18 protein-coding genes are annotated in these 18743 nt (G+C 67.8%); 6 read left to right on the forward strand and 12 right to left on the reverse strand.

Annotated features, from left to right (window positions below):
* Positions 1 to 17: 17 nt before the first annotated feature.
* Positions 18 to 722: a DUF1223 domain-containing protein gene (locus CRO50_RS16025; protein WP_232617813.1), complete on the reverse strand. Its 705-nt coding sequence runs from the start codon at positions 720 to 722 to the stop codon at positions 18 to 20.
* A 318-nt stretch (positions 723 to 1040) separates the two neighbouring features.
* On the opposite strand from CRO50_RS16025, the gene acnA reads away from it, so the two are divergent.
* The 3 genes from acnA to CRO50_RS16040 all read left to right on the forward strand — a co-directional run bounded on the left by acnA (position 1041) and on the right by CRO50_RS16040 (position 5692).
* Positions 1041 to 3785, forward strand: a complete 2745-nt coding sequence (gene acnA, locus CRO50_RS16030) for an aconitate hydratase AcnA (RefSeq protein ID WP_097146931.1) — start codon at positions 1041 to 1043, stop codon at positions 3783 to 3785.
* A 168-nt stretch (positions 3786 to 3953) separates the two neighbouring features.
* Positions 3954 to 4667, forward strand: coding sequence for an SDR family NAD(P)-dependent oxidoreductase (locus tag CRO50_RS16035; RefSeq protein ID WP_097146932.1), 714 nt, complete (start codon positions 3954 to 3956; stop codon positions 4665 to 4667).
* A gap of 95 nt (positions 4668 to 4762) precedes the next feature.
* On the forward strand, positions 4763 to 5692 hold the full coding sequence (locus CRO50_RS16040) for a hypothetical protein (protein WP_143516945.1): 930 nt from the start codon (positions 4763 to 4765) through the stop codon (positions 5690 to 5692).
* Positions 5693 to 5796: 104 nt separating this feature from the next.
* Here the strand turns inward: CRO50_RS16040 and CRO50_RS16045 are convergent, their stop codons facing one another.
* The 10 genes from CRO50_RS16045 to yajC all read right to left on the reverse strand — a co-directional run bounded on the left by CRO50_RS16045 (position 5797) and on the right by yajC (position 12850).
* Positions 5797 to 6336, reverse strand: coding sequence for a DsbE family thiol:disulfide interchange protein (locus tag CRO50_RS16045; protein ID WP_232617806.1), 540 nt, complete (start codon positions 6334 to 6336; stop codon positions 5797 to 5799).
* The gene (ccmD, locus tag CRO50_RS16050) at positions 6333 to 6482 is read right to left on the reverse strand and encodes a heme exporter protein CcmD (RefSeq protein ID WP_097146934.1); all 150 of its coding nucleotides are present in this window, start codon (positions 6480 to 6482) and stop codon (positions 6333 to 6335) included. Before ccmD ends, CRO50_RS16045 begins: the two co-directional genes overlap by 4 nt.
* 1 nt (position 6483) lies before the next feature.
* The gene (locus tag CRO50_RS16055) at positions 6484 to 7233 is read right to left on the reverse strand and encodes a heme ABC transporter permease (protein ID WP_097146935.1); all 750 of its coding nucleotides are present in this window, start codon (positions 7231 to 7233) and stop codon (positions 6484 to 6486) included.
* Positions 7234 to 7273: 40 nt separating this feature from the next.
* Entirely contained in the window at positions 7274 to 7930 is a 657-nt protein-coding gene (gene ccmB / locus CRO50_RS16060; protein ID WP_097146936.1) for a heme exporter protein CcmB, read from the reverse strand.
* A complete protein-coding gene (gene ccmA, locus CRO50_RS16065; protein WP_097146937.1) occupies positions 7927 to 8553 on the reverse strand; it encodes a heme ABC exporter ATP-binding protein CcmA in 627 nt (208 codons plus the stop codon). Before ccmA ends, ccmB begins: the two co-directional genes overlap by 4 nt.
* Positions 8554 to 8775: 222 nt before the next feature.
* A complete protein-coding gene (locus tag CRO50_RS16070; RefSeq protein ID WP_097146938.1) occupies positions 8776 to 9129 on the reverse strand; it encodes an Mth938-like domain-containing protein in 354 nt (117 codons plus the stop codon).
* A 14-nt stretch (positions 9130 to 9143) separates the two neighbouring features.
* Positions 9144 to 9911, reverse strand: a complete 768-nt coding sequence (locus CRO50_RS16075; RefSeq protein ID WP_232617807.1) for a TSUP family transporter — start codon at positions 9909 to 9911, stop codon at positions 9144 to 9146.
* A 1-nt stretch (position 9912) separates the two neighbouring features.
* Positions 9913 to 10881 carry a protein translocase subunit SecF gene (gene secF, locus CRO50_RS16080; protein ID WP_097146939.1) on the reverse strand — a complete coding sequence of 323 codons (969 nt, stop codon included), beginning with the start codon at positions 10879 to 10881 and terminating at the stop codon, positions 9913 to 9915.
* A gap of 1 nt (position 10882) precedes the next feature.
* Positions 10883 to 12526, reverse strand: coding sequence for a protein translocase subunit SecD (secD, locus tag CRO50_RS16085; RefSeq protein WP_097146940.1), 1644 nt, complete (start codon positions 12524 to 12526; stop codon positions 10883 to 10885).
* A 33-nt stretch (positions 12527 to 12559) separates the two neighbouring features.
* Positions 12560 to 12850: a preprotein translocase subunit YajC gene (gene yajC, locus CRO50_RS16090; protein ID WP_097146941.1), complete on the reverse strand. Its 291-nt coding sequence runs from the start codon at positions 12848 to 12850 to the stop codon at positions 12560 to 12562.
* A gap of 373 nt (positions 12851 to 13223) precedes the next feature.
* Here yajC and CRO50_RS16095 point away from each other — a divergent pair, with 373 nt between their 5' ends.
* The 3 genes from CRO50_RS16095 (at position 13224) to CRO50_RS16105 (ending at position 17075) form a co-directional block, all read left to right on the forward strand.
* Positions 13224 to 14750, forward strand: coding sequence for a pentapeptide repeat-containing protein (locus CRO50_RS16095; RefSeq protein WP_097146942.1), 1527 nt, complete (start codon positions 13224 to 13226; stop codon positions 14748 to 14750).
* A gap of 221 nt (positions 14751 to 14971) precedes the next feature.
* Positions 14972 to 16264 (forward strand): serine--tRNA ligase, encoded by a 1293-nt coding sequence (gene serS / locus CRO50_RS16100; protein ID WP_097146943.1) that lies wholly within the window; start codon positions 14972 to 14974, stop codon positions 16262 to 16264.
* Between the two features lie 88 nt (positions 16265 to 16352).
* Positions 16353 to 17075: a hypothetical protein gene (locus tag CRO50_RS16105; RefSeq protein ID WP_097146944.1), complete on the forward strand. Its 723-nt coding sequence runs from the start codon at positions 16353 to 16355 to the stop codon at positions 17073 to 17075.
* Between the two features lie 118 nt (positions 17076 to 17193).
* Here the strand turns inward: CRO50_RS16105 and der are convergent, their stop codons facing one another.
* A complete protein-coding gene (gene der, locus CRO50_RS16110) occupies positions 17194 to 18735 on the reverse strand; it encodes a ribosome biogenesis GTPase Der (RefSeq protein WP_097146945.1) in 1542 nt (513 codons plus the stop codon).
* Positions 18736 to 18743 lie beyond the last annotated feature (8 nt).

Below are 18743 nucleotides of genomic sequence, written 5' to 3' on the forward strand. Positions count from 1 at the left end.
AGAGAGAAGCGGAAGGATCAGGGCAGCCGGGCGGCGGCCTCGATCGCACCGAACCCAGCCCGTTGCAGCAGCACAGCGCCGGGGTGGTCCTGTGCCGCGCGCAGGTCAAGCTCCAGCGGGCGGCGGCCGTCCCATTCGGCGACGGGCTTCCAGTAGGTGACGATATTGGCGTAGTCGATCCGCGAGCCGGCGTTCTCGCCGCGCAGGATCTCGACCGACTTCATCGGAATGAAATGCACCAGCGTGACCTGCATCGGCCCGGTCTCGAGACCCGGCAGCGGCATCGCCTCGAGCCGGAAGCGCCCCTCTCCGGTGTTGCGCAGGTCCAGGGAGACATGCACCGGCGCGCGGCGCGCCAGGGCGATGTGCTCGGCCACTTCCTTCGGATGGGCGCCCTTCACGAAGGTGGTGCCATTGATGACGATCTGCGGCGTGTAGATCATGCGGGAGCCGGTGGCCCGCGCATAGGCCTTCTGGCGGCGGGTGAACATCGGATCGGCCAGGGCATCCTTCCAGCCCAGGTAATCCCAGTAGTCCACATGCAGCGCCAGCGGCAGCAGCTGATCGATCCCGGCCATGTCGGCCAACATCCTGTCCGCGGGCGGGCAAGAGGAACATCCCTGAGAGGTAAAGAGCTCGACCACCACGGGTGAACGATGCGCCTGTACGGCCTCCTGGGCCGGCGCTTTCGTTGCGAACAGCGCCGACGCGAGGCCAAGCACCCCGGCCAGCAGCATACCCCTGCGGCTTGCGAACATTCTACAGACTCTCATTGCTTCCCGATGCACCAGAAGTAACCAGCCCCCGCCTCAACTGCCAATCAAGGTTTTGCGAGAGACGAGAAGCCGGGTTTAACTGTGGCACCCATACCAAGGTCGCCCCACCCCACGGCAAAGGTTAACCCAGCGTCAGAAGAGTACACGGTATTTTGTGTGCAAAGGTATACTAAAATTGCCCAAGCCCCCTTGATCGGTCCGGGGCTTTAAGGCAGAAGCAGGTCAGCACGAACCCCTCATCTCCATTGGAAGGGAGCCATCTCCATGCCCATCGTAGTCGGACAGGACACCGCCAAGACGCGCAAGACGCTGACGGTCGGTAGCCAGAGCATTGCCTATTACTCGATCCCCGCGGCCGAAGCTGCCGGGCTCGGCGAGTTTTCCAATCTGCCTGCCGCTCTGAAGGTGGTGCTGGAGAACATGCTGCGTTTCGAAGACGGCAAGACCGTCTCCGTCGACGACATCAAGGCCTTCTCCGACTGGGGCAAGCTTGGTGGCAAGAACCCCAAGGAAATCGCCTACCGCCCCGCGCGCGTGCTGATGCAGGACTTCACCGGCGTTCCGGCCGTGGTCGACCTGGCCGCCATGCGTGACGGCATCAAGGCGCTTGGTGGCGACGCCAAGAAGATCAACCCGCTGGTCCCCGTCGACCTGGTCATCGACCACTCGGTCATGATCGACGAATTCGGCAACCCGCGCGCCTTCCAGATGAACGTGGACCGCGAGTACGAGCGCAACATGGAGCGCTACACCTTCCTCAAGTGGGGCCAGACCGCGTTCGAGAACTTCCGCGTCGTGCCGCCGGGCACCGGCATCTGCCACCAGGTGAACCTGGAATACCTGGCCCAGACCGTCTGGACCGACAAGGACCAGGACGGCAACGAAGTGGCCTACCCGGACACCCTCGTCGGCACCGACTCCCACACCACCATGGTCAACGGCGCAGCCGTCCTGGGCTGGGGTGTTGGCGGTATCGAAGCTGAGGCGGCCATGCTCGGCCAGCCGATCTCGATGCTGATCCCCGAGGTCGTCGGCTTCAAGCTGACCGGCGCCATGGTCGAAGGCACCACCGGCACCGACCTGGTGCTGAAGGTCGTCGAAATGCTGCGCGCCCATGGCGTGGTCGGCAAGTTCGTCGAATTCTACGGCCCCGGCCTCGACAACCTGCCGCTGGCACAGCGTGCCACCATCGCCAACATGGCGCCCGAGTACGGCGCCACCTGCGGCTTCTTCCCGATCGACGACGAGACACTGCGCTACCTGCGTCAGACCGGCCGCGACGAGGACCGCATCGCGCTGGTCGAAGCCTATGCCAAGGAAAACGGTTTCTGGCGCACCGCCGATTACGATCCCGTCTACTCCTCGACCCTCGAGCTGGACATGAACGACATCGTGCCCGCCATCTCGGGTCCGAAGCGTCCGCAGGACTACGTGGCCCTGACCGGCGCCGCACCCGCCTTCGAGAAGGTCGTGGCCGACTTCCGCGGCGTGGACATGTCCGAGGAAGCCAAGGAAATGGCCGACGAAGGCCCCGTGGCAACCAAGCCCCGCTCCTTCTACAAGACCGCCAAGGTCGACGGCGAGGATTACGAGCTGAACGACGGCTCCGTCGTCATCGCCTCGATCACCTCCTGCACCAACACCTCGAACCCCTACGTGCTGATCGGCGCGGGCCTTGTGGCCAAGAAGGCGCATGAGCTGGGCCTTGATCGCAAGCCCTGGGTGAAGACCTCTCTGGCCCCCGGCTCGCAGGTCGTCACCCAGTACCTGGACGCCGCCGGCCTGACCGAGCACCTGGATGCCATCGGCTTCAACCTGGTCGGCTACGGCTGCACCACCTGCATCGGCAACTCGGGCCCGCTGCAGCCCGAGATCAGCAAAGCGATCAACGACAACGACCTGATCGCCACCTCGGTGCTGTCGGGCAACCGCAACTTCGAGGGCCGTATCTCTCCCGATGTGCGCGCCAACTACCTGGCCTCGCCGCCGCTGGTGGTGGCCTACGCCCTGGCCGGTGACATGAACATCGACCTGGCCAACGACCCGATCGCCCAGACGCCGGACGGCAAGGATGTCTACCTGAAGGACATCTGGCCCTCGGATGCCGAGATCGCGGAGCTGGTCGAAAAGGTCGTCACCCGCGAGGCGTTCCAGTCCAAGTACGCCGACGTCTTCAAGGGCGACGAGAAGTGGCAGGCCGTGGAAGTCTCGGGTGGCGAGACCTACGACTGGCCGGCGTCGTCGACCTACATCCAGAACCCGCCCTACTTCCAGGGCATGGGTGCCGAGCCGGGCACGGTGAAGGACATCCAGGGCGCGAAGGTCCTGGCCATCCTCGGTGACATGATCACCACCGACCACATCTCTCCGGCCGGTTCCTTCAAGGACACCACCCCGGCAGGCAAGTACCTGCTGGAGCGCCAGGTTCCGGTGCGCGAGTTCAACTCCTACGGCTCGCGTCGCGGCAACCACGAGGTGATGATGCGCGGCACCTTCGCCAACATCCGCATCAAGAACGAGATGCTGGACGGTGTCGAAGGCGGCTACACCCTGGCGCCCTCGGGCGAGCAGGCTTCGATCTACGATGCCTCCATGGCCTACCAGGAAGCCGGCACGCCGCTGGTGGTCTTCGGTGGCGAACAATACGGCGCGGGTTCCTCCCGTGACTGGGCGGCCAAGGGGACCAACCTGCTGGGCGTCAAGGCCGTGATCGCCGAGAGCTTCGAGCGCATCCACCGCTCGAACCTGGTCGGCATGGGCGTCATTCCCTTCGAGTTCACCGGCGGTGACAGCCGCAAGTCCCTGGGCCTGAAGGGCGACGAGACCGTCGACATCCTGGGCCTCGAGACGGTGACCCCGCTGCAGGAAGTTCCGGCGACCATCACCATGGGCGACGGCTCCAAGAAGGAGATCACCCTGAAGTGCCGGATCGATACCGCGATCGAGAAGGAATACATCGAACACGGCGGCGTGCTGCACTACGTGCTGCGTGACCTCGCCAAGAGCTGATCTTCAGCTTGAGCGATGCAGAAAGGGCGCCCTCGGGCGCCCTTTCCCGTTTGGGGCGCGCGCGCAGGGGGCTCTGCCCCCGTCTCCGTGCCGGAGACTCCCCCGGAGTACTTTCAGCCTGGTGATGCGCGGGTTGCGCTTTCGCCCGGCAGCATGTCTTCTTCCCGGATGACAGACGAAAGACCCACAGCCCTGATCACCGGCGGCGCGCGCGGCATCGGCGCGGCGATTGCCCGCGAGCTGGCCCGCGACCACCGCGTGCTCTTCACCTATCTCGGCGCCGAAGCCGCCGCCCTGGCGCTTGCCGCCGAGCTGCCCGAGGCCCAGGCCCTGCCCTGCGACCTGGCCGAGGCCGGGGCGCCCGAGGCGCTGATGCGGCAGGTGCAGGCGCTGAGCCCGCGCCTTGATCTGCTGGTCAATGCCGCGGGCTCGGTGGAGGAGGAAGATCCGCTGGGTTTCGACATGGCATCGGCCGAGCGGCAGATGCGGATCAATGCCCTGGCCCCCGCCGCCCTGACCGCCGCGGCGGGCCGGTTCATGCCAAGGGGCGGCTCGGTGATCAACATCACCTCGGTCAATGCCACCTTCCCGCCCACGGGCGCGCTGACCTATGGCGCCTCGAAGGCGGCGCTCGAGAATTATACCCGCGGCTATGCCAAGGTGCTGGGGCCGCAGGGCATCCGGGTCAATGCCATCGCCCCCGGCGCGGTCGAGCGTGACCACGCCCCGCGCCCGCCCGAGCTGATCGCGCTCTTCGAGGCCGACGCCGCCCTGGGCAGCCTGGCCACGCCCGAGGACATCGCCCTGGCCGTGCGTTTCCTGGCCGAGGCCAAGGGCGTCACCGGGGTCATCCTGCCGGTCTCGCGCGGCTTCCGCCTGTAGCGCCAGGCACAACCTTGAGCAGATTAGCGCTCTGTCCGGGCGCGCCTTCGTGATATCCTCGGCCTTATTTCAAAGAGCATTTGAAGGAGGAGATCATGCCCGCGACATTGCCGCGCAAGGTGCAGGAGGTCACCGACGAGGTCGACCGTATCAAGGAAAAGATCAGGAAAATCGAAGAGCTGGGAGGCGATCCTGAACCGCTGAAGGACTACCTGGGCGAATACCTGCCCGGCGTGATCAAGGAGCTGGACGCCGAGGCCCGGACAGAGATTCGCCAGCTGCTGGACGCGGCGGTGGCGCTCAACCATGGCATTCGCGGAGACAATCCCGCCAATGCCCGCGACCCCAAGATCGAGGCCAACGAGGATATCAGGCGCATCGACGAGGCCGAGGCCGAACGCAAGCGCATCCGCGAGAAGCTGAAGATCGCCCGTCAGCACATTCCCCCAGGCGACGCGGGCGAGGCCGAGCAACGGCTTGCAGACAAGCTGGAGGGGCTCGACAAGCAGATCCGCAAGGCCGCGCAGCAGGCCGCCGAACGCGAGATCGAAGAGCTGGAGGACGAACTGGAGGCCATCGCCAGGGGCAGGCCCCGCAAGGGCGCAGGGGTGGGCCCCGGCGCCAGGCCAAAGGCCAAGCCCGCCGATCCGCCAGACAAGGCCAAGGACGACAAGGACAACCGCTCGGGCGGCGGCGGCGGTAGCGGCGCGCCGCAGGATATCGAGGCCGGGGACACCGGCGTCCGGCTGACACCGGGGCAGAAGAGCGATATCAACGTCACCCTCTCGACCATCTATGTCGCCTCCGAGACCGATGTCTGGGTCTGGGACCCGCGCTCTTCCTCCTGGGAGGGCATGGGCTTTGGCGGCGAGCTGGTGAAGGTCGAGATCATCGACGGCGGGCTGCTGGCCTTCTCGGCCGGCAGGGCCGCGCTCTGGGACAGCTACCGTGGCGAGTGGCTTCCGGTACTGGAGGCTTCGGGGCTGGAGGAAGGCGAGGCGAAGGTCTTCGAGGCCAAGGCCTAGGTCCCGCCTGCCCTGCCATGAGGCCAAACGACAGGTGGATGGGGCCTCCCTGCCCCGTCCCGTCCTGTCTCAGGATTGACTGGCGGCCCGTATCATTGCCCGTGTCATTGCCCCGCGGCGCGGGCCAGGGCCGGGCGGATGGTGCTTTCCAGCACGCGTTCGGTGATCGGCCCGGCGAAACGGGTGACGACACGGCCCTCGCCGTCGATGACGAAAGTCTCGGGCACGCCATAGAGCCCCCAGTTGAGCCCCATGCGGCCGCTCTCGTCGGCGCCGATGGCGCGGTAGGGATCGCCCAGCTCGGCCAGGAAGCCAAGCGCCGCGTCGGGCTTGTCCTTGTAGTTGACGCCGTAGATCGACAGGCCCTCGGCCTCGGCCAGCTGCATCAGGTTCGGGTGCTCGATGCGGCAGGGCGCGCACCAGGAGGCCCAAAAATTCACCAGCTTGACCTCGCCATCGGACAGGGTCTCGTCCGAGAAGGCCGGCAGATCGCCGAGCGGGGTCACCACCACGGCGGGCGCGGGCTTGCCCGCAAGCGCGGTCGGCAGCTGGTCGGGGTCCTCGCGCTGCATGCCGAGGAAGAACATCAGCGCCAGCCCGGCAAAGGCCACGGGCGGCAGCAGCATCAGCGGTTTGATCTTCATTTCTTCGTCCTTGCCTCGACCTCGGCCAGCTCTGCCCTGACGCGCCGCGCCCGCCAGAGGCTGACACCCGTCAGCGCCAGCAGCAGCAGGAGCGACACCCCGTAGGCCGACAGCACCGTGGCCGCGTATTTTCCAAGTTCAGGCATCTCAGCCCCTCCTTTCGCGCGCCACCAGGGCCCGCATCCGCCGGGCGCGGATCTCGGTCTGGGTGCGCAGCAGCACAAGCGCCACGAAGAGCAGCACAAAGCCCGCAATGCAGACGAAGAGCGGCAGGGCGAAGACATTGCTCACCCGCTCTTCGGTATCGCCCGCCAGCGCGCCCGCGCGCATCACCGAGGCGCCCTGGTGCAGCCCCTGGTTCCAGAAGTTCACCGCGTAGCGCGACAGAACGGCAAAGACCGATCCGACGATACAGAGGATCGAGGTCAGGTCGGCGGCGGTGTCGTCATCCTCGACCGCGGCCCAGAGGGCGATGTAGCCGAGGTAGAACAGGAAGAGGATCAGGAAGGAGGTCAGCCGAGGGTCCCAGACCCACCAGGTGCCCCACATCGGCTGGCCCCAGATGGCGCCCGTGGCGAGGGCGATCATGGTCATCACGGCGCCGATCGGGGCCGCGGCGCGGGCCGCCAGGGCGCTGACGTGGTGGCGCCGGATCAGCCAGATCAGCGAGGCCAGCAGCATCATGAACCAGGCATTGATCGCCATCAGCGCCGAGGGCACATGCAGGTAGATGATCTTCACGGTCGAGCCCTGGCGGTAGTCCTCGGGGGTAAAGAAGAACCCCCAGATCAGCCCGACGACGAGGCAGGCCACCGAGGCCCAGGTCACGGCAGGCAGGACCCGCTGCGAGGTCTCGATGAATTTCTTCGGATTGGCATATTCCCAGAGAGAGCGCATAGCTTCCCATATCCTCCTGGCGTCCCGAGGGACATTCACATCATCGCAAGTTCACGCGCAAGACCGCGGCGCTGGCAAAGGGCAGCAGCGCCAGAGTGCCGCAGGTGATCCCCGCCAGCAGCAGCAGGGGCGTCTGAACCGCAAGCCCCTCGGCGCCGCGCCTTGCCACCTCGGCGCCGAATATCAGGGTCGGCACGTAGAGCGGCAGGACGATCAGGCTCAGCAGCAAGCCGCCGCGCTTCAGCCCCACGGTCAGCGCCGCGCCGAAGGTGCCCAGCACGGACAGCGCCGGGGTGCCGATCAGCAGCGAGACGAAGAGCCAGGCAAAGCCCGGTCCCGGCAGGTTCAGCATCAGCCCCAGCAGGGGGGCGGCCACCACCAGCGGCAGCCCCGTGGTGATCCAATGGGCCAGAGCCTTCATGGTGACGATGCCTTCCAGTGGCAGCGGCGCGGTGGCCAGCAGCTCCAGCGAGCCGTCCTCGCGGTCCAGCGCGAAGATCCGGTCGAGCGACAACAGGCAGGCCAGCAGCGCGCCGACCCAGAGGATGCCCGGCGCGATGCGCGCCAGCAGCGCCCCTTCGGGTCCGACGCCGAAGGCCACCAGCGCCACGAGGATCAGGTAGAAGGCCAGGCCCAGGCCGAAGCCTCCGCCCGCCCGCAGGGCCAGGGTCAGGTCCCGTCTCAGCAGCGCGATCACAGGAAGGCCCCGCCGAATGCATCGTCGAAATCGTCCATCTCGGCTCTGGCCTTCAGCGGGCCCAGGTCCAGCACCGCCGCCTCGGGCAGGCCAAGGTCGATATGGGTGGCGATCACCGCCATGCCGCCGCCCGCCAGATGCGCCCGCACGGCCTCGGCGAAGAGCGCGACCGAGGCCGCGTCGAGCGAGACCGTCGGCTCATCCAGCAGCCAGAGCGCCCGGCCCGTCACCATCATCCGCGCCAGCCCCAGCCGGCGCTTCTGCCCGGCCGAGAGCATCCCCGCCTGGCGGTCGCGCAGCGCTTCCAGGTCGAAGGCCGCCAGCGCCGGGGCGATATCGGACAGCCCGTGTACCGCGGCCCAGAACGTCAGGTTCTCGGTCACGCTCATCTGCGCCTTCAGGCCATCCGCATGGGCCCCATAGGCAGCGAGCTCGCGGTCGAAGCCGATCTCTCCGCCGCGCGGGTCCTGCAGCCCGGCAAGGCAGCGCAGCAGCGTCGTCTTGCCCGAGCCATTGGGCCCGCGCAGGATCAGCGCCTGCCCCGGCGCCAGCGTGAAGCTGACGCCCTCCAGCAGGGCCACGCCGCCACGGGCGACGCAGAGATCTTTGACGCGCATATCCATGTGAAACCCTTAACCCGTTCCGCTGCCGCGCAAAAGACGCCACGAGGGCACCCCCTGTCCTTGATCTGGCGCAGATGGCACGGGGGGATCGCCTCCGGCGGGAGTATTTTCAGCCTGGTGATGACATGGGGCGCCGTGCCCTTGCATCACCGGGCCGGACATACGCCCGCCTGAGGCAGGTCCGGGCCGCCCGAGGCCCGCGGCCGGTGGTTGGTCAGAAGGTCAGACAGGCAGCAGCGCGGCGGCGATGCGGCGGCCTTCGGAAAGCAGCACGTTGAAGCTGCGGCAGGCCGTGGGGGTGGCCATGGGCTCGATCCCGATACCGGCCTCCTCGAGCGCTTCGCGCAGGGCCGTGGGAACCGGGCGCATCTCGGCGCCGGTGCCCAGCAGGATCACATCGACATCCCCCGCCAGCGTTAGCAGCGGGTCGGTGTCGGTCTCGCCGCCCCAGGGGCGGGTGGAATTGGCCAGCACGAGGACCGGCGCGGGCACGGCCTCGGCGCCGATGCGGATGAAGCCCGGTCCGTAGCCGTCGATGGGGCGCGCGTGGTCATAGGAGATTTCGACGAGTTCCATGGAGGTCTCCGACGTCAGGATTGAAAGAGCGGCAGGCCCGAGAGGATCGCCAGGGCGATCACCCCGTAGGCCACCCGCCGATAGGCGGTTTCGCGGTCCGGGGCGAAGGCGCGCTGGCCAGCCAGCGTGCCCGCAGCATAGGGCAGAGCCAGCACCAGCGCCAGCCAGAGGGCATCGGCGCTGACCCGTCCCTGCCAGAACATGCCGGCGATCAGGCCCAGGTCGAGCAGGGCGAGAAAGACGATGGTATTGGCCCGCACCACCGCGGCACCTGCGGCGCCGGCCAGGTAGAAGAGGATCACCGGCGGTCCGGTCAGCCCGGTGGTGCCGCCCAGCACGCCCGCGACCGCGCCAACCGCCAGCAGGCCCGGCCAGTTGACCCGGCCCTCGTAGCGCCAGCCCGTGGCAAGTGCCAGCAGGGTCAGCCCCGCCACCCCGGTCACGCACCAGCGCAGCACCTCCTGCTCGAGCCAGCCCAGAAGCCAGAGCCCGAGCGGCGCCGCGGCCACCGCCGCCAGGGCCAGCGTGCCCACCTCGCGCAGGTCGGCCTGGCGCAGGGCACGCGGCACGATGACGGGCCAGGACAGCACGCCCATGCCCATCATGGCCACGATTGCATAGGGAAGAGGCAGGAAGATGCCGGCGACCGGCATGATGATCAGCGCCGAGCCGAAGCCCGCGAAGCCCCGGACGCCACCGGCCACCAGGCAGGTCAGCAGAAGCCATGGCAGTCCGGGTGTGGCGAGGGCCTGGATGAGGCCCTCGCCGATCATGTCGGCCATCTCAGGCGTCGATATTGGCGAATTGCGTACCGGCACCGCCCGAGGGCTTGGACCAGTCGCGTTTCACGCCCAGCCAGAGCACCACGTTCTTGGCCACGTAGACCGAGGAATAGGTGCCGACCACGACGCCCCAGGTGATGGCGAAGACGAAGCTGCGGATCACGTCGCCGCCCAGCACCAGCAGCGCGATCAGGGCGATCAGCGTGGTGCCCGAGGTCATGATGGTCCGGCTCAGGGTCTCGTTGACCGAGAGGTTCATCACGTCGATCAGCGCCTTCTGCTTGTACTTCCTCAGGTTCTCTCGCAGGCGGTCGAAGATCACCACGGTATCGTTGATCGAATAGCCGATGATGGTCAGCAGCGCCGCGATGGTCGCCAGATCGAAGCGGATCTGCAGCGCCGAGAAGATGCCGATGGTCAGGATCACGTCGTGGAACAGCGCGAAGACCGCCCCCAGCGAGAACTGCCATTCGAAGCGCAGCCAGATGTAGAAGAGGATCGCCGCCAGCGCCGCGCCGACCGCCAGAACGGCCGTGCGGATCAGTTCGCCCGAGACCTTGGGCCCGACGCTTTCCACGCTGGTGAAACGGATCGAGGGGTCGACCTCCTGCAGCGCCGCCTCGACGGTGGCGATGGTGTCGGAGGCCACGGCCTGCTGGTCGTCCTGGGACTGGATGCGGATCATCGCCACGTGTTCATTGGCGGCGAAGGAGGGGTCGAAGACCTCGGAGATCACCACGTCGCCCAGGCCAAGCGGGTCGATGGCGGCGCGGTAGTCGGCCACTTCGACGGAGCTTTCGGACTGGGTGCGGATGGTGGTGCCGCCACGGAAGTCGATGCCGAAGTTCAGACCCACCACCAGCCAGAGCACCAGCGAGACGGCCATGAGCACGCCCGAGATGCCGAAGGTGACAAAGCGGTACTTGAAGAAGTCGTAGTTGGTGTCCTGGGGAACCAGTCTCAGCCTCATGTCAGACCTCCAGAGTCTTGGGCCGCGCCCGTTCGAACCACATCACCACCAGCAGGCGGGTGATGTAGATGGCCGTGAAGACCGATGTGATGATGCCAAGGCCCAGGGTCACCGCGAAGCCGCGCACCGGACCGGAGCCCAGCACAAAGAGGATCACCGCCACGATGAAGGTGGTGATATTGGCGTCGATGATGGCGGAAAGCGCCCGGTCATAGCCCAGCTCGATGGCGCGGGCCGGCCCCTTGGCGGTCTTCAGTTCCTCGCGGATGCGCTCGAAGACCAGCACGTTGGCGTCCACCGCCATGCCGATGGTCAGCACGATGCCCGCGATACCCGGCAGGGTCAGCGTGGCGCCGATGAGGCTGAGCAGGCCGAAGATCAGGCCCACGTTGAGGATCAGCGCGATATTGGCGAAGAGACCGAATAGGCCGTAGCTGGCCCCCATGAAGACCAGCACCGCGATACCGGCGACGATACAGGCGATCTTGCCGGCCTGGATGCTGTCAGCGCCCAGTTCCGGCCCGATGGTCCGCTCTTCCAGGAAGTCCAGACCGGCGGGCAGCGCGCCCGCGCGCAGCAGCACGGCCAGGTTGGTGCTTTCCTCGACGGTGAAATTGCCGGTGATGATGCCCGACCCGCCCGAGATATGGGCCTGGATGACCGGGGCGGAGATCACCTCGTTATCGAGCACGATGGCGAAGGGGTTTCCGATGTTCTGGGCGGTGTAATCGCCGAACTTGCGCGCGCCCGAGGGGTTGAAGCGGAAAGAGACCGCCGCATTGCCGTTCTGGTCGAAGGAGGGCTGCGCATCGACCAGCTCCTCGCCCGAGACCACGGCGGCCTGTTCCAGCACGTAGTAGAGACCCTCCTGGTCGGCGGAGGGCAGAACCTCCTGCCCGGCAGGGACACGGCTGTCGGGGTCCGAGGTCGAGGTGACCACCGGCTGGAAGTTGAGCTGTGCGGTGGTGCCGATGATCGCCTTCAGCTCATCCGCGCTGCCGATGCCGGGCACCTGGATCAGGATGCGGTCGGCACCCTGGCGCTGGATGGTGGGCTCTCGCGTGCCGACCTCGTCGATACGGCGGCGGATGATCTCGAGCGACTGGCGCACGGTGCGGTCGTCGGTGGCGACGCGCTCGGCCTCGGAGAGCTGAACGGTCAGCAGATCGCCCTCGCCGCTGACCACGATGTCGCTTGCGCCGGCGCCGGTGAGCGAGGTGACCGGACGCGCCAGCCCCCGCACCAGCTTGACCGCGCGGTCAAGGCCGGCAGGATCGCCGATACGCACCGCGAGGGTGCCGTCGTCAGAGGGTTGCAGGCGGATCGTGCCGACCTCGCCCCGGTGGTCGCGCAGCAGGTTGCGGACCTCGGGCCAGAGCCCTTCCATCCGCGTCTGGTAGACCTCTTCGACCTTCACCTCGGCGAGCAGATGCGCACCGCCGCGCAGGTCGAGGCCCAGGTTCACCAGGCCGGAGGGCAGGAAGCCAGGCCATCCCTCGACGCCCGTGCTGTCGCCCGCCTGGGCCGCGACCTTGTCGTTATAGGCTTCCACGCGTCCGTAGAAGCCGTTCGGAAGGGCCAAGAGCAGACCGAGGGCGACAAGCCCCCAGATCAGGACCCGTTTCCACGTCTCGATTTGCAGCATCTTGGCCCCTTCCTCGGGTTAGCCTTCGGGGCCTTACTTCGCCTCGGCGGGTTCGGTCTTGGAGACGACCTGCGCCAGGGTGGAGCGGATGACACGGACCTTCACGCCCTCGGCGATCTCGACCTCGATCTCGCCGTCTTCCTTGACCTTGGACACCTTGCCGATGATCCCGCCCTGGGTGATCACCTGGTCGCCGCGACGCACGCCTTCGACCATGGCCTTGTGTTCCTTCATCTTCTTCTGCTGCGGCCGGATGAGCAGGAAGTACATGATCGCAAAGATCAGGATCAGCGGCAGGAATTGCGCCATCGCGTTGGTTTCCATGAAGGGTCCTCTTTCATCTGTCTGCGGGGAACCCCGCTGAATTTTGCCGGAACCTATGTGTGGCCGGGGGGGATTGCAAGGAGGGATGCTCGCTGCCGCAGGGCCGCTTGCCCCCGCCGCCACCCCGCCAGGTCGCCCGCGCGACGGCCCCGAAGCCCGCAGGTCAGGCAAAGGTGGGTTCGCACCCACCCTACGGCCCGCGACAAGCCTGCCCCGGCCAAAGCCTGTTCCGCGCAGCACTGGCGTGGCGGCGGCATTGTGGCCTCCCTGCCCGTCCGGCCCGCCTTGCATCCGGCGCGGGTGCAAGGTTGTTGCGCCGATCCCCCTGTCGCGCCTAGCCTTTTGCCATGAAGATGACACCCCGCCCCGCCCGATGAGCCGCAAGGCCCGGCCCCAGACCCGCAGCGACCGGCCCGAGGCCCGGCTGGCCCGCCGTCGCGCCAGGGGCCCTGCCCCCATGCGCACCCCCTCGGTGATCCAGCGGATCGACACCCTGGTGCGCAAGGGCACCTCGGCTTTCTTCCTGCTGCTGACCTTCCTCGCCTTCGCGGTGATCACCCTGGCCACGGTCTCGGATGCGGATTTCTTCCTGCCCTCGCGCCAGACCACCCTGCCGATCCTCGATGCCGAGATCCCCACGGTCTATCTCTTCTACGTCGCCCCGCCGCTGATCCTGGCGCTCTACGGCAACCTGCACCTGCAGCTGATGAAGCTCTGGGACACGCTGGGAGAGGCCCTGACCGATCTTGACGCCGCCACCCTGTCGCGGGCGGCCCATCCCTGGCTGGTGGTCGACATGGCCTTTGCCTATGGCCATGGCACGCGCCGCGCCGGCACGCCGCTTGACCGGCTCGTGGGGGTGGTCTCGGGGCTGGTGATCTTCGCCGCGACGCCGCTGACGCTGCTGCTCTTCTGGACCCGCTCCATGCCGCGCCACGATCCGCTGCTGACCCTGGGCGTGATCGGCAGTTGCCTCTGGATCAGCCTGGTGATCAGCGCGCTGAGCCTGGTCTACCTGCGCCATCACATCCGCCAGGGCGCCCGCGCCGGGGAAGAGCCCAGCCCCAGCCCCGGACTGCGCGCCGCGTCGGTGGTCCTGGCCCTGGGCATCGCGCTCTTTTCCTGGACCTCCACCGGAGATGGTCTGATCGACAGCGCGGTCGAGATCCAGACCGGCCTGATGGAGAGCCTGGGCGATCACCCCGAGGACGCGCTGGAGGACTTCCGCCCCGCCTGGGCCGATGCGCTGGCCGCCAGCCCGCTGAACCGGCGTCCCTTCACCCTGGCGCGCGCCGACCTGGCCGGGGTCATCTTCACGCCGAAGCCCGAGGGCTGGCTGCTCTGGGACGACGCCCTGCGCGCCGACTGGCCCGGCTGGTGTGACAGCCACGGGGTGCCGGGCCCGGTCTGCGCTCAGATCGACCCCGACCCCTGGTCCGGCCCCATCGAGCCCCCCGCCGCTCTCGGCATCGACCTGATCACCCCCTGGTGCGAGACCGGCGCGGGTCATGACGCGGGCGGAGACTTCCCCCGCTGCGCCGCTTACCTCGGCCAGCTCCGCCGCAGTTACGAGGCAGAGTGGTTTCACCGACGGATGTACCGCATCGCGGCCCTGGGCGCGCCGGATCTCTCGGGCGCCGACCTCAGGAACGCCGATCTGAGCGGTGCCCAGATGCAGGGGGTGCGGCTCGTGGGGGCAGAGTTGCAGGGGGCGGAGCTCTCTTCGGCGCTGCTGCAGGGGGCAGACCTTCGCCAGGCGGAACTGCAGGGGGTGCGGCTGCGCGCCACCGAGCTCGCCGGGGCTGATCTGAGAGGCGCGGAACTGCGCGGCGCCACTCTGTCCGGCGCGCATCTGACCCGCGCTCTGACCGGAGGCCCCGAGGCCGGCCAGGAGCCTTAGGGCGGGGGCCACCCGCCCTCTTCCGCCGGCCGGCCACCGCGACATCCAGCTGCACGCTTGCTACCTACAGGAGGCTGCCGAAGGTGGGTTTACCCCCACCCTGCGCCCTTTCCCTAGCGCCCGCCTGCCACAGCCGCCCTTTGCCCGTCACTCCCCTGTACCCTTTCGCAATCTTTTGCGGCATAAGGCCCGCACGACTCAGACCCAAAGGAGTGCAAGACATGCATGACATCCGCACCATCCGCGACAATCCGGCCGGTTTCGACGCCGCCCTGTCCCGCCGTGGCGTGGAGGGTCTCTCGTCTTCCCTGCTGGCGCTGGACGAAGAGCGCCGCGCCAAGATCCAGGCCGCCGAGACCGCCCAGGCCGAGCAGAACGCCGCCTCGAAGCAGGTCGGCGCCGCCAAGGCAAAGGGCGACGAGGCCGAGTTCGAGCGCCTGCGCGCGCTGGTGGCCGAGAAGAAGCAGGCGGTTGCCGCCATGCAGACCGAGGCCAAGGAGCTGGACGCGAAGCTTACGGAGATGCTCATGGGCATCCCGAACCTGCCGGCCGAGGACACGCCCGATGGCGCCGACGAGGACGAGAACGTCGAGATGAAACGCTGGGGCTCGGTCCCGGAGTTCGCCTTCACCCCGAAGGAGCACTACGAGCTCGCCGGTGTGCAGGACGGCATGGACTTCGAGACCGCGGCCAAGCTGTCCGGCTCGCGCTTCGTGGTGCTCTCGGGCGCCGTGGCGCGGATTCACCGGGCGCTGGCGCAGTTCATGGTCAACACCCATGTCGACGAGAACGGGCTGACCGAGACCTGGATCCCGGTCCTCGTCCGCGAAGAAATGATGCGCGGCACCGGCCAACTGCCGAAGTTCGGCGAGGACAGCTACCAGACCACCAATGGCTGGTGGCTGGTGCCGACCGCAGAGGTGCCGCTGACCAACATCGTCAATGACGTGGTGATCGAGGAAAGCTATCTGCCCCGCCGCTACGTGGCCCACACCCAGTGCTTCCGCTCCGAGGCGGGCTCGGCCGGCCGCGACACCGCCGGCATGCTGCGCCAGCACCAGTTCGAGAAGGTCGAGATGGTCTCGATCACCCATCCTGATCACTCCCGCGCCGAGCTCGACCGCATGACGGCCTGCGCCGAGGGCATCCTCGAGAAGCTGGGCCTGGCCTATCGCACCATGGCGCTCTGCACCGGCGACATCGGTTTCGGCGCCCGGCGCACCCACGACATCGAGGTCTGGCTGCCTGGTCAGAACACCTACCGCGAGATCTCCTCGGTCTCGGTCTGCGGCGACTTCCAGGCGCGGCGGATGAACGCTCGCTTCAAGCCCGCCGAGGGTGGCAAGCCGCAGTTCGTCCATACGCTGAACGGCTCGGGCCTGGCGGTCGGGCGCTGCCTGATCGCCGTGCTGGAGAACGGCCAGCAGGAAGACGGCTCTGTCCGCCTGCCCGAGGTTCTGGCCCCCTACCTCGGCGGCAAGCTGACGCTGACCACCGAGGGCACCCTGGCCTAAGGCGTTGCGTCATTTCGGAAAATATGAGGGCCCCGGTGAACCACACCGGGGCCTTTTGCGTATGTCCCATGACACCTAGGAGGTTTCCATGCGTATTCTGCTGCCCCTGCTGATCCTGCTCGCGACCCTTGCCTTTGCCCTCTCGCCGGTGCTCTCGACCGGGTTCTCGGGTTTCACCGCGGACCAGTTCCCGGTGCCGCAGCCGGATCCGCCGATCCAGCCCATGGGGCTGACCTTCGCGGTGATCTGGACGGTGATCTACGGCTGGCTGATCGTGATGTCGGGCTTCGGGCTGCTGCGCCGGGCCGATGCGCCGGACTGGGCACCGCACCGGCCCTGGCTGCTGGCCTCGCTGGTGATCGGCGCGGCCTGGATTCCAGTGGCCAATGTCTCGCCCATCTGGGCGCTGGTCCTGATCTGGGCCATGCTGGCCACCACCCTGCGCGCGCTCTGGCTGGTGCCGGGCCGTGACCGCTTCTGGCTCCAGGGGCCGGTCGGGCTCTACGCAGGCTGGCTGACCGCTGCTGCGCCGGTCGGCACGGCGGTCGTGGCCACGGGCTATGGCGCCACGCCGGAGCTCTGGGTCCATGCCGCCTTCCTGCTGCTGGCGAGCTGGATCGCCTATGCTGTGGCCCGTTTCTCCAGCCAGCCGCGCCCCTTCTACCTGGTCGCGGTGCTCTGGGCCGTTCTGGGGATCATCATCGACAATGTCGCGGTCGGGCGCTGGCTCTTTGCCGGGCTCGCAGGCGCGGTGCTGCTGGTGCTGCTGCCGGTCTTCGCGCGCCACGTCCGGGATTTCATGCGCCGCTAGCCAGAGGGGGGCCCCGCTCTTCCCCCGGTGCAATGCCCCTGCGGCCGACCAGAGCCGCAGGGTGGAGGCGCTCCATTCCCTGCCGGACAGAAAAAGGGCGCCCGAAGGCGCCCCCTGATCACTTCACCGGCTTCCGCCCCAGGGGCTTGCCGCCCGAAGGACGGCTGCTGCGCTTGGGCTTCTCGTCGGCGCGGCCCTTGCCCAGGTGCTTGCGCAGCCGCGAGGGCGTGGACTTGGTCTTGTTCTGATAGGGGTTCTTGTCCCCCTGCCCGCGCATGGTCAGGCGGATCGGCGTGCCCGGCATGTCGAAGCTGGTGCGCAGCCCGTTGACCAGGTAGCGCGAGTAGCTGTCGGGCAGCTTGTCGGGATGCGAGCACATGACCACGAAACCCGGCGGGCGGGTCTTGGCCTGGGTGATGTAGCGCAGGCGGATGCGGCGGCCGCCGGGTGCGGGCGGCGGGTGCTGCTCCAGCATGCCGGAGAGCCAGCGGTTCAGCTGGCCGGTCGAGACCCGGCGGTTCCACACCGCATGGGCCTTCAGGATCGCTTCGCGCAGCCGCTCGAGCCCACGACCGGTCTTGGCGGAGACGGTGATCAGCGGCGCGCCGCGCAGCTGCGGCAACAGGCGCTCGAAGCTCTCCTTCAGCGCCTTCAGCTTGTCCTGCTTCTCGTCCTCGATGTCCCACTTGTTGACGGCGACCACCACGGCACGGCCCTCGCGCTCGGCCAGGTCGGCGATGCGCAGGTCCTGCTGTTCAAAGGGGATCGCGGCGTCGAGCAGGACCACCACGACCTCGGCGAACTTCACCGCGCGCAGGCCATCGGCGACCGAGAGCTTCTCGACCTTGTCCTGCACTTTGGCCTTCTTGCGCATGCCGGCGGTATCGAAGATCCGCGTCGGCGTCCCTTCCCAGTCGATCCGCAGCGAGATCGAATCCCGCGTGATCCCCGCCTCGGGCCCGGTCAGCAGCCGGTCCTCACCGAGGATCTTGTTGATCAGCGTGGATTTGCCCGCGTTCGGGCGGCCGACAACGGCGATTTGCAGCGGACGCTCCTCGGAGGGCACCCAGGCGGCTTCGGCCTCGGCTTCGCCGCCGTCTTCCTCGGGCAGCGAGACATCCATCACCGGGGCGGCGGCCTCGGCACGGGCGGTGCGGTCGGCGAAGGCCTCGGAGAGCGGCAGCAGGGCGCCAAAGAGATCGGCCATGCCCTCGCCGTGCTCGGCAGAGATGCGCAGCGGCTCGCCCAGGCCCAGGTTCCAGGCCTCGATGACACCGGCATCGGCGGCGCGGCCCTCGCCCTTGTTGGCCGCCAGGATCACGTGATCGGCCTTCTTGCGCAGGATCTCGGCAAAGACTTCGTCGGTGGGGGTCACCCCGGTGCGGGCGTCGATCATGAAGAGGCAGATGTCGGCCATCTCGACCGCGCGCTCGGTCAGGCGGCGCATGCGGCCCTCGAGGCTGTCGTCGGTGGCCTCTTCGAGACCGGCGGTGTCGATCACCGTGAAGTCGAGATCGCCCAGCCGGGCGGCCCCTTCGCGCAGATCGCGCGTGACGCCGGGCTGGTCATCCACCAGGGCAAGCTTCTTGCCCACCAGGCGGTTGAACAGGGTCGACTTGCCGACATTGGGACGGCCAACGATGGCCAGGGTGAAGGACATGACGTGCC

Source organism: Pseudooceanicola antarcticus (assembly GCF_900215355.1).
Classification (GTDB): domain Bacteria; phylum Pseudomonadota; class Alphaproteobacteria; order Rhodobacterales; family Rhodobacteraceae; genus Pseudooceanicola; species Pseudooceanicola antarcticus.

Coding starts and splice junctions, on each gene's coding strand:
- CRO50_RS16070 (WP_097146938.1), bottom strand. CDS start 9,129: ATGGAACTCGTCGAAATCTCCTATGACCACGCGCGCCCCATCGACGGC.
- CRO50_RS16035 (WP_097146932.1), top strand. CDS start 3,954: ATGACAGACGAAAGACCCACAGCCCTGATCACCGGCGGCGCGCGCGGC.
- acnA (WP_097146931.1), top strand. CDS start 1,041: ATGCCCATCGTAGTCGGACAGGACACCGCCAAGACGCGCAAGACGCTG.
- secF (WP_097146939.1), bottom strand. CDS start 10,881: ATGAGGCTGAGACTGGTTCCCCAGGACACCAACTACGACTTCTTCAAG.
- CRO50_RS16055 (WP_097146935.1), bottom strand. CDS start 7,233: ATGCGCTCTCTCTGGGAATATGCCAATCCGAAGAAATTCATCGAGACC.
- CRO50_RS16105 (WP_097146944.1), top strand. CDS start 16,353: ATGCGTATTCTGCTGCCCCTGCTGATCCTGCTCGCGACCCTTGCCTTT.
- secD (WP_097146940.1), bottom strand. CDS start 12,526: ATGCTGCAAATCGAGACGTGGAAACGGGTCCTGATCTGGGGGCTTGTC.
- serS (WP_097146943.1), top strand. CDS start 14,972: ATGCATGACATCCGCACCATCCGCGACAATCCGGCCGGTTTCGACGCC.
- yajC (WP_097146941.1), bottom strand. CDS start 12,850: ATGGAAACCAACGCGATGGCGCAATTCCTGCCGCTGATCCTGATCTTT.
- der (WP_097146945.1), bottom strand. CDS start 18,735: ATGTCCTTCACCCTGGCCATCGTTGGCCGTCCCAATGTCGGCAAGTCG.
- CRO50_RS16045 (WP_232617806.1), bottom strand. CDS start 6,336: ATGAAGATCAAACCGCTGATGCTGCTGCCGCCCGTGGCCTTTGCCGGG.
- ccmD (WP_097146934.1), bottom strand. CDS start 6,482: ATGCCTGAACTTGGAAAATACGCGGCCACGGTGCTGTCGGCCTACGGG.
- CRO50_RS16095 (WP_097146942.1), top strand. CDS start 13,224: ATGAGCCGCAAGGCCCGGCCCCAGACCCGCAGCGACCGGCCCGAGGCC.
- CRO50_RS16040 (WP_143516945.1), top strand. CDS start 4,763: ATGCCCGCGACATTGCCGCGCAAGGTGCAGGAGGTCACCGACGAGGTC.
- ccmA (WP_097146937.1), bottom strand. CDS start 8,553: ATGGATATGCGCGTCAAAGATCTCTGCGTCGCCCGTGGCGGCGTGGCC.
- CRO50_RS16075 (WP_232617807.1), bottom strand. CDS start 9,911: ATGGCCGACATGATCGGCGAGGGCCTCATCCAGGCCCTCGCCACACCC.